Source organism: Gordonia sp. GN26 (assembly GCF_054823965.1).
The window spans coordinates 7467-20090 of record NZ_JSYC01000132.1; the positions used below are offsets into that span (position 1 = coordinate 7467).

Sequence of the window (12624 nt, forward strand, 5' to 3'; positions counted from 1 at the left end):
TACGGACGCCCCCACTCGCTCCCGAGGTACAAACGCCCCCACCCGCTCCCCGAGGTGCGGACGCCCCCCACCCGCTCCCCCGAAGTACGGACGCCCCCCACCCGCTCCCTGAGGTGCGAGGAGCGCAAGCGACGAGCCACGAAGGGCTGGTGAGGAGACGTGGCCACCCTTCGTGGCTCGCTGCGCTCGCACCTCAGGGAGCAAGGGTGGCGCCACCTAAACGAAGTCGCCCGCGACATCAATCCGTCTGTGCGACAACAGCTGACGTCGCGGGACCCGATCGAGATCGCACGCGACATCAATCCGGAGACGCGACTTTGCGGCGGCTCACGCCTCCGCGAGCAACTCCCGGATCTGTGCGCGCAGGTCGGGTTTGCGCACCTTGCCGCTGGCCGTGCGGGGCAGGGAGTCGACGATCTCGAGCCGCTCCGGCATCTTCTGGCGCGCCAACCCGGCACCTGCGAAATGGTCGCGGATCGCGTCGAGATCGAGGCGACCACCGTCCCGCAGAACGAGAAACACGCAGACCTTCTCGCCGTACCGTTCGTCGGGCATGCCGATCGCGGCGGCCTCGGCGACGGCCGGATGGGACAGCAGCGTGTCCTCGACCTCCTTCGACGAGATGTTCTCGCCGCCGCGCACGATGATGTCCTTCTTGCGGTCGGTGATGGTGAGATAGCCGTCGGCGTCGAGATTCCCGACGTCTCCCGTGCGGAACCAACCGTCGGCGAAGCTCGTGGTGTCGAGTGTCGCGTCGGTGTAGCCGAGGAACTGTTCGGGCCCACGGCAGAGGATCTCGCCGTCGACACCGGGCTCGACGGGCTGGTCGTTCTCGTCGACGATCAGCACCTCGGTGCCCGGCGTGATGCGGCCGTCGGTGTTGGCGCGCTTGTCGAGCGGATCGCCGGGAGAACCCGACGAGATCGTCGGATGTTCGGTCGACCCGTAGCACCGGAAGGCTCGGACTCCGAATCCATCTGCACGCCGGATCAATTCGGCCGCGACGTTGGCGGCACCCGTCGTGTACTCGGTCAGGGAGGACACGTCGAGACCGGCTCGATCCGCAGCCTCGAGGATTCCCGCGAGGTGGATCGGCGCGCCCGCCGACGACTCGATGCGGTGGGTGGCCACGAGCTCGGCGGCCACCGCGGGGTCCCAGGCGTCCATGAGGACGGTGGTCGCCCCGCGCCCCAGCAGCCGCAGGATGCCCAGGACGCCGGCGACGTGGCCCGACGGGAACGCCGCCAGGCAGCTGGTCTGCTCACCCGTGCCGCGATGCTCCTCCATGGAGCGGACCTCGGCGATCAGGGTGGTGTGGCTGTGCTGCACACCCTTCGGGTCCGCGGTGGTCCCCGATGTGTAGACGAGCAATGCGCGTTCGTCCGGTGAGGCGGGCGTGTACGGCTCGAAACCCGCGGCAGGTTGACCGAGGAGCTCACCGAAATCGGTCCACCGATCCGACGTGGCCTCCCCCGGGGTGTTGACCACGAACAGGTGTTGCATCGTCGGGATCTCCGACGCGGCGTCGAACAAGGGTGAACAGTCCCGCGCACGCCAGGTCCGCGGTCCGATGTAGACCTTCGCCGCCGACTGCCGCAGAATGAACGACAGCTCGGACGGCCCGTAGATCGACACGATCGGCAGCACCGTCGCGCCGAGAAGCCATGCCGCCGAATGCGAGACGACGCATTCGCGCCAGTTGGGCAGCTGGATCGCCACCACATCGCCGGGACCGACGCCACGGGAACGCAGACCAGCCGCGACGGCGGTGGCCTGCTCGTAGAGGTCGGCGAGCGTGATCGTCTCGACCGGGCGCACCGCACTGTGGAACACGACTTCGGTGGCACCGTGATCGCGCGCGGTCGTGCGGATCTCCTCCGGCAGCGTGGTCATGTTCCTCATCTCTCTCGACGCTCGTGGAAACTCAGCGGGTCAGCAGCAGACACCCGGCGATGGGCCCGCCCCCGACGGACACCGCGGCGACGTCGAGGGATTTCGTCACCTGACGCTCCCCGGCCTGGCGGCGCAGCTGGAGGCACGCCTCGTGCAGCACCCAGTAGCCGTGCATTCGTCCTGCCGACAGCTGCCCGCCGTAGGTGTTGAGCGGCAACTGCCCGTCACGCCCGATCCGGCTGCCGCCCTCGACGAACGGTCCGCCCTCACCGTCCCCACAGAAGCCGAGGGCCTCCAGCCATGCGAGAGTGAGGAACGTGAAGCCGTCGTAGAGTTCGGCGATGTCCACATCCGTCGGGGTGAGATCGGTCCGGCTCCACAGCTGCGCCGCCGCTTCGGTCGCCGCCATCTTCGGGTAGTCGGCCCGCTGGGTCCATCCCCCGACCCCGCTCGCGCCGCCGATCGCGGCGAAACGTATCGCCGGGTTCGGCGCCGACGACTCGTGGTCTCGGTGGGAGACCACGACCGCGATCGAACCGTCCACCGGGACATCACAATCCAGTAGGCCGAAGGGTGTCGAGACGGTGCGGGCACCGAGGTAGTCGTCCATCGTCATCGGGTCACGGAACACCGCTGCCGGGTTGAGGGCCGCATTCGCGCGGGCGTTGAGCGCTATCGCACCCAATTGCTCGCGCGTGGTGCCGTATTCGTACATGTGCCGACGACAGTGCATCGCCAGCCAGTTGGCCGCGGAGTATGCGTCGGCAGCAAGGAGATAGGGTACGTCGCTCATCACCGGCCGGGGATCGCGACGAGGCCGGGGCTTGCCACCGGATCGCTCGGGCCGGTCGACGGTGCCGCCCATCATCTGGACCGTCCGATAGACCAGCACGTGGCGGGCCCGCCTCTCCCCGACCGCGATCGCGGCCTGCTGCACCGGCGCCAGCAGCCCCGCATCACCGTACGGACCGCCGAGTTTCTCCGGTTCGATGCCCAGCTGCTGCGCAGTCTCGGTGGCCGGCACGTCACCCAGGGTGAGGATCGCGTCGACGTCCGAGGGTTGCAACCCCGCGTCGGCGATCGCCGCCCGCACGCTCTGCATCGTCAGATCGATCCCCGGCGTACCGGTCTTGCGGCCGATGTCGGAGATGCCGATCCCCGAGATGATGGCGTCCTGTTCGGGATACGGGCTCATCGACGATCCCCTCCCGAGTCCGCACCGGTTCCGCTGTCGGTGGGGGTGAAGACGGGGACGAACAGCCCACCATCCGGTTCGTTCCGCGACGTGGCCGCTTCGAACGACACTTCGACGCGCATGCCGATCTTCACGTCGTCGGGTTCGCAACCGACCACGTTGCCGGGCACCCGAAGTCCTGCCTGGTCGTCGAGTTCGATCAGGGCGATCACATACGGAGTCGGGAGATCGGGACGGTAGCGCTGGACGTTGACCGTGAACGTGTAGACGGTGCCGGTTCCGCGGGTGTCACGAAACCCGACCGGACCGCCACACGTCGGACACGTGTCGGCCGGCGGGAAGAACCACCGTCCGCACGACTCGCAGAAAGGCAGCCGCAGAACCCCGTCCGCACCCGCGGTCCAGTACGCGCGATCGTTGTCGACGACCGAGGGGATGCTCCGCATTCTCAGACCGTCCCCCGACGTCGGGCCGTCCGTCGTCACCGGTTGAGCGGATCGCGGGGCAGGCCGAGGATCCGCTCCGCGATCTGGTTGCGGGTGATCTCCGACGTGCCGCCGGCGATCGACATACCGCGTGCCGCCAGCACGAGCAGCCCGGCCATCTTCCCGGCACCCGAGAGGAAGGCGACGTCGGGACCGATGAGTTCGGCCGACAGCCGCGCCCGATCCCCGATGTGCTCGGCGAGGAGCAGTTTCGTCACGTTCCCCTCCGGCCCCGGCCCGGCGTCGGCGACCGAACGGGCCACCCGACGCAGGTTCAGCAGGCGCAGCGCATCCTCGACCGCGAGGAACTCGCCGATCTTGACCGTCGAGCCCTCGACCCCGTCGGCGTAGCGCTCGGCGAGCTTGAGCATGTAGGTCGCGGCGCCCTCGCTGCCCGCGGTACCGCCGCCGATGCTGACGCGTTCGTTGCCCAGGGTCGCGCGGGCCACGGTCCAGCCGTCGTTGGGTTCGCCGACGACGTCGGCGTCGGGCACGAAGACGTCGGTGAAGAAGACCTCGTTGAACTCGGCGCCGCCGGTGATCTGGCGCAGCGGCCGGACCTCGACGCCGGGCGCGGACATGTCGATCAACACCGCGGTGATGCCCTTGTGCTTCGGGGCCTCCGGATCGGTACGCACCGTGGCCAGACCTCGCTTGCACAGGTGCGCACCACTGGTCCAGACCTTCTGCCCGTTGATCTTCCAGCCACCGTCGACGCGCGTCGCACGGGTCTTGACCGCGGCCGCATCCGAACCGGCGTCGGGTTCGGAGAAGAGCTGGCACCAGATCTCGTCGCCCAGGAGTGCGGGCTTCACGAACCGGTCGATCTGATCCTGGGTTCCGTGCTGGATGAGGGTCAGTATCACCCAGCCGGTGATGCTGTACTCGGGACGCTTCACCCCTGCCGCGGCCAGCTCCTCCTCGATGACGAGCTGTTCGACGGCGTCTGCGGCGCGGCCCCACGGCTTGGGCCAGTGCGGCATCACGTAGCCGGTTTCGATGAGCTTCTCGCGTTGTGCGGCTTCGTCTTCCGCCGCGGCGATCTCGGCGATGTCGGCACGTACGCGGACGCGGAGTTCCTCCGCCTCGGGCGGCAGGTCGAGGCTGTTGGCACGGGTCATCCCCGACGCCGCGAAGGTGAAGACGTCGCGGGCCGGTTCCTGTCCGCCGAACAACCCCTTGAGGACCGTTGCCCGACGTAGATGGAGATGCGCGTCGTGTTCCCACGTGAAGCCGATGCCGCCGTGGACTTGGATGTTGAGTTCGGCATTGGTCGAGTAGGCCGGCAGTGCCAGCGTCGCGGCGGATGCGGCGGTCAGGCCGAACGCCTCCACCCCCTCGTCGGCTGCGCGGGCGGCGTCCCACACGGCTGCGGTCGCGGCCTCGGCGCCGACGAGCATGTTCGCACAGTGGTGTTTGACCGCCTGAAACGATCCGATGGTCCGACCGAACTGCTCGCGCACCTTCGCATATGCGACTGCCGATTCCAGCGCGTCCTGTGCGCCGCCGACTGCCTCGGCGGCCGCCAGGGTCCGCGCGAGAGCCAGTGCAGTCGAACCGAGCCCGGCGATCCGGGTGGCCGGGGTATCGGCCAGCGTCACCTTGCCCGAACGACGGGTCGGGTCCAGGTTGGCCTTCGTCTCGACCTCGACCCCGCTCGCGGAGGACTCGACGAGGAGCACGTCGTCGCCGTCGATGAGCAGGAGGATGTCGGCGAGCGGCGCACCGAGCACGGCGCCCACCGTGCCGGAGATGCTGTCGCCGGAGGCGTCGAGCGACGACGCGAGCCCCACGCCGGCGATGACCGATCCGTCGACCAGCACGGGAAGCCACCGACCGCGCAGCTGCTCGTCGGCATGACCGAGGACAGCCGAGGCGATGACGGTGGGCAGGAAGGGTCCCGGCGCCACAGCCCGGCCGAGTTCCTCCACGACGACGACGAGTTCGGCGATGCCGAATCCCGACCCGCCGTACTCCTCGGCGACATGCAAACCGAGCCAGCCGACGTCGGCGATCTCCGTCCAGAACGTGGGCCGCTGCTCCTCGGAGGCGTCGAGGAGGGTGCGGGCCTCGGCGCGCACCTTGCGCTCGATCGTGAAATCGCGGACCACCGAACCCAGTTCGACGTGGTCTTCGGTCAAGGCGATGCTCATTGCGGCTCCCGGTCTCGGTCTTGTTGTCTGTCGTCGGTGAGCGGCGGCCAGGTGCGTTCGTAGAGCGCACCCGAGGCGATCCGCATCAGGTAGTCATCGCGCTGGACCGATCGCCACATCTGTGCGACGTAGTCGCCGACATCGATCGTTCCCTCGATGGTGCGACGGGCCAGTTCGGCGCGACCGGTCTCGATGGTCGACGGCTCGTGCCCGAGAAGTGTTGCGAGTTCGGCACGTTCGTCGGTGTCGAGGTCGTCGCCGATCCGGTCGCATTCCTTGAGGTACTTCACCAGTCGCGCGGCTCCTTTGGTCCAGCGTGCGGCGAGTGGGTCGCCGGCCTGCTTGGCGGCGGCTCGCAGCACCTCGAGCGTCGCCTCGAAGACGTGCTGGTTTCCGTCGTCGCCTGGTTTCGGCGCGAAGTCGAGTCGGGACATGTCCAGTCCGGCAGCGTGTCCGAGCGCTTCGATCTGGAGTCGCCGGTGGAACATCCCGTAGATCATGCTGTTCCCGGCATCGGGGGAACCGACCACGAGAGCGCCCCGGCGATCGTCGGCACCGTCGTGGAACGTCGACATCTTGGCCTCGGCCAGCAGTCGGTAGTACCAGACCCGCTGGACGTCGATGGTGTTCCCGGTCAGCTTCTCGTACTCGGCGAGACGATCGGGGAAGTGCGTGAACGGGTCCTGCGCGCTGCGGAGCGAGAGCCACGCGATGTCGTCCATCGGGTCGCCGAGGTGTGCCAGTTCCCAGTCCACCACCGCGGTGACCTCGCCGTCGGCGTACATGAAGTTGCCGGGGCCGGTGTCGCCCTGCACCAGAACGGGTGGGCCGTCGTAGACGGGCTTGTTGCGTTCGAGCCAGTCGACGCAGAACGCGAGCAACGGTGCCGGCGCCGACTTACGTCCCATTCGCGTGCGGATGCCGGCGAGCTCGTCGTCGAGGTGTTCCGACACCGACTTCACCGGGCCGAGCGACGGGGTGTCGAGGTCGCGCGGGTCGATGCGATGGATCGCGGCCAGCTTGCCGATGAAGTCGCGGGCGACGGCCACCTGCTCGTCGGGGTCCTTGATGAGGTAGAACCAGGTCTCGCCGCCGACCCGCTCGAGCAGGACTGCCTGCCGGGTCGGGTGGGCGGCTACGACGCGCGGCACGCAGGCGCCGGCACGGTTGAGGGCCGACATGATCTCGGCTTCCACCGACAGCGGGTGGAACGCGCTGAGCGGCTTGGGTTCCCGTGGGTCGTACCGCAGGAACAGTTCAGCACTGCTGTCCCCGGTGCCACCGTGGACGTCGACGAACCATGCCTGGCGACTCGCACCGCCGGGCACCTGCCGAGTGGTGATGTCCCGGGCGCCGGTCACGTCGACGATCCACGACCGCAACTCGTCGGGCAGCCCCTTCGGAGTCCGCTTCGACGGATCGGCGGTCTTTCCCCCCGAGGACGTCTTCTCGGTCGCCTCGACTGCCGTCATCGACCCTCCCGGCTGCGCGCGGCTGCCCGTTCCATCCAGGCGCGCACCGCAGCCTTGTGCTCGTCGGTCATACCCGATCTCACCATTTGTTCGCTCTCCAGCGGGAGCGCTTCGGACAAACTCATCTCGGCCGCGCGCAGCACGTTGCCCTTCGTCGCGGCCCAGGCCTGCCGGGGCCCCGCGGCGATCTTCGTCGCCCAGTCGAGGGCCGCCGCGGCGAACTCGGCGTCGGACACCACGCGGTTGACCAGGCCCCAGTCCCGGGCCTGCGGCGCGAACATCGGCTCACCGAAGATCAGGAACTCCAATGCCCGCGAGGGGCCCAACAGCCGTGTGAGGAACCAGGTTCCGCCGAAGTCGCCGGAGAACGCCAGGTCACCCCACCCGGCGACCAGCTTCGCCGACGACGCCGCGATCCGGAGGTCGGTCGAGAGGGCGATGGACAGGCCGGCCCCCACTGCGGCACCGGGAAGCGCGGCGACGGTGACCTTGGGCATGTCGTGCAGAAGCGCCGAGATCCGGGCGTTGTGGGTGAGCCCGGCCGCCCGCTCCTCCACGGTGCCGCCGGCGTTCTCGACCTTGCGGCGCACGTCCCCACCGGCACAGAACGTGGTGCCGGCACCGGTGATCAGGACGCACCCGATCTCGGGGTCCGCGGCGAACTCCACCAGCAGACGCGGCACCGCCTCGTACATCCCCGGGTGCAGCGCGTTGCGCCGCTCCGGGCGGTCGAGGATCACCAGACCGACGCGGTCGACGACCGACGCCGCGACGACCTCGGTTCCGGTGTCGATCACCCTCCCACCGCGTCGTGCGGCGAGTTCGGCGATCCCGGCGGTGCCGTTCACCGATGCGGTCACCGACCCGCCCGTCCCGAACCGGTGTCCCCCGAACCGCCGCTGTAGAGGAGTTCCCGGTGGCGGCCCATCATCTCGATGGCGCTGCGCTCCAACGACTCCGACGGCTTCGGCAGCAACACCGGACCGTGCTCACGGCTGGGCAGCGCGACGGTTGCGGTCGCCGGTGCGGTGACCTCGCCGCGCTGATTGGTGGCGCGGAACTCGAGGTCGACGTGGCCGACACCGTCGACGACCCGTTTGCCGACGATCTCGCCGGTGATGATCTGGGTGTCGCCGATGTAGTTGAACTTGCGCATCTCGTCGTGCTGGCGGACCAGCCACCCGTCGTCGCCCATCCAGTCGGTGACGAAGTGGGTGAGCCAGCACTCTCGGGTCACGCCGTAGTCGTAGGCCATCGGGTTGCCGATGGACTGCGACCACTCGTTCTCCCAGTGGAGTCGCTGCGCAACGTCGGGGATGCCGGCCTGGTTCTTGATGTAGAACTTGGGCTTTCGTTGCCGGTTCTCGTAACCGAGCCGTCCGTGGGCGATCCCGTACGGCGCGAAACCGTAACCGCCGGAGTGAAAGCAGATGACATCGGTCAGGGTCAGCGGCCCCTTGGCCATCGGTCGCAGCTTCTCCCCGACCTCGACATCCTCGAACCAGCGCTTCTCCGCGCCACGAGGGCCCTCGGCCGCGTAGATCTCGTCGATCTCGGCGATCTGCTCATCGGTGTACGACGCCGGTTCGATGCTCATGTTCTTACCGCGTTCGCGCGACTTCTTGCGCTCGGTGGCGATGAGGATGACGCGGTCGATGGAGACGACCTCGGCACGCTGGTTGACGCGCACGGTACGCAGGACGCGGATCACCGAGCGACCGGCGAATTCGCTGGTCTTCTCCTCGATCGATTCGAGTCCGCCGAAGCCGTAGAGTTCGTCACCCGGCAGTATCGGGCGATACCACTCGGTGGTCTGCCCGGACACGAAGAGATGGACGCCGGAGAACAACCGCTTGGTGGCCTGGCGGATGTCCTCGGGGATCGGGTCGCCGAGCATCTTGCGGGACAATGCGATCGGCATCATCGGCGGCGCTATCTGACTGCCCCACCGTGTCCGGGCCCCGTAGGCGGCGTCGGTGTAGAGCGGGTTGTCGTCGCCGTAGGCGCGGGTGAAGTTCCGCAGCGCATCCGGCGTTGCGACGGAGTAGAACTCGTCGATGCTCTTCGGCGCCTCGAGGCCGAGAAGCAGTTTCGCCTTCTCGATGTCCTCGTCCTTGATCGGATGGTCGAAGGCGGCGTCGGCGGTTTTCGTGGAGGTCTGGGTCACCGGAGTCACCCACCCACGCGCATCGGCAACGACTTCAGGCCGCGCAGCGACAGCGTCGCCTTGAACCGCAGGTCGGTGTCGGGGACGGTCACCTCGAGGGAGGGGAACCGTTCGATCAGGGTGCGCAGGGCGACACGACCTTCGAGGCGGGCCAGGTGATGCCCGAGGCAGTAGTGGGCGCCGAAGGCGAAGGACATGTGCTTGTTCGGGAATCGGGCCAGGTCCAGCGATTCCGGATCGTCGTACACCTCCTTGTCGCGGTTGGCGGAGATGATCATGCCGACCACCTGGCTGCCCCGAGGGATGTGGGTGCCGGCGAACTCGAGGTCCTCGATCGCGATGCGTGGAGCGGCACACGCCACCGGCGTCGTGTAACGGAGCAACTCCTCGATGGCGGTGGGCCACAACGCCTCGTCGTCGCGGAGCGCCTCGAGCTGGTCGGGATTGCGCACCAGAGCCAATGCGCTGCTGCTGATCAGGTTCGACGTCGTGTCGTGGCCGGCCAACAGGAGCAGGAAGATCATGCCGAGGACTTCGCGATCGGTCAGGCGGTCGCCGTCCTCGCGGGCCTCGACGATCGCCGAGATCACGTTGTCGTCAGGATGGGCGCGTGCCTCGTCGGCGAGATGCTGGATGAACTTGAGCAGTTTGTTGGCGACGGGCATGCGGCGGATCATGCCGATCGGACCGCCACCCGAGTCCTCGGTCATCTTGTTGACCAGGTCATGGAACTCCGCGCGGTCGGCGTCGTTGACACCGAGCATCGAGGAGATCACCCGCAGCGGGAGTTCGACCGCGTAGTCGTCGACCAGGTCGACATCCTTCTTCCGGGCCAGCTCGTCGGCCAGTTGGTTCGCGATGTCGGTGACCTGATCGCTCATCCCCGCAACGAGTTTCGGGGTGAACGCCTTGTGGACGAGCGTGCGGAGACGTTTGTGTTCCGGGTCGTCCTTGAAGACCATCGTCTCGCTGAGCAACTTGAGGGTCTGCGGGAGCATCCAGTTGAAACGCGCCGCGCCGCCGTAGCGCATCGAATCGGTGGAGAAGCGTTCGTCGGTGTGCAGCGCCTGCACATCGGCGTGCCGGGTCACCATGTACCCGGTGCCGCGCACCATCATCGGGGCCTTGAGTCGGGAGACGGGCTCGTTCTCACGGAGGTAGGCATACCGCGGGTACGGGTTGTAGTACATCACCGGATCGGCCAGGTTGGTCACCGACATGGTCGGGGTTGCGACGCTGGTCATGGGATGTTCACCTTTCGTTGCCTGCTGTGGGCGGAAGACCGACCTCGCGGTCCGCCAGGTCAGTCCCGCCAGTTCCCGAGGTCGAAGGGAACGGTTGCCAGTCGGGCGGCCGCGGTCTCGAGCTCGGCGATCGTCCAACGCTCGTCGCCCGGCTTCTCGATGGAGTCGATGATCGCCCACGGCTGGAACAGCTTGACCTTGTTGCCCATGACGAAGAAGACCCGTCCGGTGATCGGACAGTTCTCGGTTCCCAGGTATCCCACGAACGGTGAGACGTTGGCGGGATCCATCGGCCCGGCCTGCTCGCCCTTCTCCGGATCGGGTACGCCGGCCAGACCGGCGGTGAGACGCGTCAGCGCGGCGGGGGCGATGGCGTTGACGCGGACGTCGTAGCGGGCGAGCTCGCCGGCGGCGATCATCGTCATCGCCGCGATCCCCATCTTGGCCGCGCCGTAGTTGACCTGGCCGGGCTGACCGAAGAGACCCGAGGTGGAACTGGTGTTGACGACCGCCCGTTTGACGCCCGGTTCGACCTTGGAGCGCCCGCGCCAGTAGGCGGCGGCGTGCTGCAGCGGAGCGAAATGCCCCTTGAGGTGGACATTGATGACCGCGTCCCACTCGTCCTCGGACATGTTGACGACGGTCCGGTCGCGCAGGATGCCGGCGTTGTTGACCAGGACGTGCAGGTCACCGAAGGTCTCGACGGCGGTGTTGATCAGCGACTCCGCCCCCTCCCAGGAGGCGACGTCGTCATGATTGGCGACCGCCTTGCCGCCGAGGGCCTGGATCTCCTCGACCACCCGCTGGGCCGCGGAGGCGTCTGCACCGCTGCCATCACGCGAGCCACCGAGATCGTTGACGACGACCTCCGCACCTTCGCGGGCGAACAGCAGCGCGTGTTCCCGCCCGATCCCGCGTCCCGCCCCGGTGATGATGGCCACGCGGCCGTCCAGACTCCCCATGCATCGCTCCCAGCATTCAGCTTCGCGCTTACGCCTAGTGATAGTACATTGAGTTACATGATTTATGCCACATTCGAGAATCCGCCCGCCGGTCCGGGCGGGGGCCGGGAGACGCACTGTGACTACTGATTTCGGCACTTCAGACACCACGACGACCCCGGATACCCTCACGACCATCGAGTACGAGGTCTCCGACGACCACGTCGCGACCATCACGCTCAACCGGCCGGAGGCCCTGAATTCGTTCAACGACGCGATGGCGGCGGAGATCGAATGGGCCTGGAAAACGATTCGCGACGACGCCGCCGTCCACGCCGTGGTGATCCAGGCCAACGGCGATCGCGCCTTCTCCACCGGAGCCGACATCAAGGGCGGGACTTCCTGGTTCGCCAAGGACAACGTGTGGAACACCTTCGATCCCGGCGTCTCACTGTCGCCGAAGATCCACCACCGTGTGTGGAAGCCGGTGGTCGCCGCCGTGCACGGCATGGCCGCCGGCGGGGCCCAGTACTTCCTCAACGAATCCGACATCATCATCGCCTCCGCCGACGCCGAGTTCTTCGACCCGCACGCCAACGGCGGCATCGTCTCGGCCCTCGAACCGATCGGCATGCTGAACCGCGGCGTCCCCCTCGGCGACGTCCTGCGGTGGGCACTCATGGGCACCGAGGAGCGGATCACGGCCGAGACCGCCCTGCGCCTGGGCCTGGTCACCGAGGTGGTGGATCGCGAGAACCTGCGGTCACGCGCCCACGAGATCGCCGCGTCGATCGCGGCCCGCAATCCGGTCGCGGTCCAGGGCACCGTACGCGCCATCTGGGAATCCCTCGACATGACCCGCACCGCCGCACTGCAGAACGGTATGGCGTACACCCACATCGGCAACCAACCCGCCGAGGTCCGGCGCGCCCAGCCCCGCCGGAACGATCCGCCCGCCTACCGGTGACGACGCCGCTGACCTCGATACGGACCTCGGGTAGCCCCTCGGGCCTACTCGGCCGGCGGAGAGCGATCGTCCCCCAGCCGCCGGTTGAGTAGGCGAGGAGCTTGCGA

10 protein-coding genes are annotated in these 12624 nt (G+C 67.9%); 1 reads left to right on the top strand and 9 read right to left on the bottom strand.

Features of this window, described 5'->3' with window-relative positions; genetic code table 11:
- Nucleotides 1-327 precede the first annotated feature (327 nt).
- The 9 genes from OK17_RS19830 to OK17_RS19870 are packed head-to-tail and all read right to left on the bottom strand — an operon-like array spanning nt 328 to nt 11571.
- Nucleotides 328-1893, bottom strand: coding sequence for an AMP-binding protein (locus tag OK17_RS19830; protein WP_461418483.1), 1566 nt, complete (start codon nt 1891-1893; stop codon nt 328-330).
- A 31-nt stretch (nt 1894-1924) separates the two neighbouring features.
- The gene (locus OK17_RS19835) at nt 1925-3088 is read right to left on the bottom strand and encodes a thiolase family protein (RefSeq protein ID WP_461418484.1); all 1164 of its coding nucleotides are present in this window, start codon (nt 3086-3088) and stop codon (nt 1925-1927) included.
- Nucleotides 3085-3534 carry an OB-fold domain-containing protein gene (locus tag OK17_RS19840; protein ID WP_269784539.1) on the bottom strand — a complete coding sequence of 150 codons (450 nt, stop codon included), beginning with the start codon at nt 3532-3534 and terminating at the stop codon, nt 3085-3087. Before OK17_RS19840 ends, OK17_RS19835 begins: the two co-directional genes overlap by 4 nt.
- A 35-nt stretch (nt 3535-3569) precedes the next feature.
- The gene (locus OK17_RS19845; protein WP_461418485.1) at nt 3570-5726 is read right to left on the bottom strand and encodes an acyl-CoA dehydrogenase; all 2157 of its coding nucleotides are present in this window, start codon (nt 5724-5726) and stop codon (nt 3570-3572) included.
- Entirely contained in the window at nt 5723-7198 is a 1476-nt protein-coding gene (locus OK17_RS19850) for a phosphotransferase family protein (protein WP_461418486.1), read from the bottom strand. Before OK17_RS19850 ends, OK17_RS19845 begins: the two co-directional genes overlap by 4 nt.
- Nucleotides 7195-8058 (bottom strand): enoyl-CoA hydratase/isomerase family protein, encoded by an 864-nt coding sequence (locus OK17_RS19855; protein WP_461418488.1) that lies wholly within the window; start codon nt 8056-8058, stop codon nt 7195-7197. The genes OK17_RS19850 and OK17_RS19855 overlap by 4 nt, the downstream gene beginning before the upstream one ends.
- The gene (locus OK17_RS19860; protein WP_461418490.1) at nt 8055-9365 is read right to left on the bottom strand and encodes an FAS1-like dehydratase domain-containing protein; all 1311 of its coding nucleotides are present in this window, start codon (nt 9363-9365) and stop codon (nt 8055-8057) included. Before OK17_RS19860 ends, OK17_RS19855 begins: the two co-directional genes overlap by 4 nt.
- A 5-nt stretch (nt 9366-9370) precedes the next feature.
- Nucleotides 9371-10609: a cytochrome P450 family protein gene (locus tag OK17_RS19865; RefSeq protein WP_232715440.1), complete on the bottom strand. Its 1239-nt coding sequence runs from the start codon at nt 10607-10609 to the stop codon at nt 9371-9373.
- A gap of 59 nt (nt 10610-10668) precedes the next feature.
- Nucleotides 10669-11571, bottom strand: coding sequence for an SDR family oxidoreductase (locus OK17_RS19870; protein WP_232715439.1), 903 nt, complete (start codon nt 11569-11571; stop codon nt 10669-10671).
- 118 nt (nt 11572-11689) lie between these two features.
- Between OK17_RS19870 and OK17_RS19875 the strand changes: the two genes are divergently transcribed.
- Nucleotides 11690-12517, top strand: coding sequence for an enoyl-CoA hydratase/isomerase family protein (locus OK17_RS19875; protein ID WP_232715438.1), 828 nt, complete (start codon nt 11690-11692; stop codon nt 12515-12517).
- Nucleotides 12518-12624: the final 107 nt, after the last annotated feature.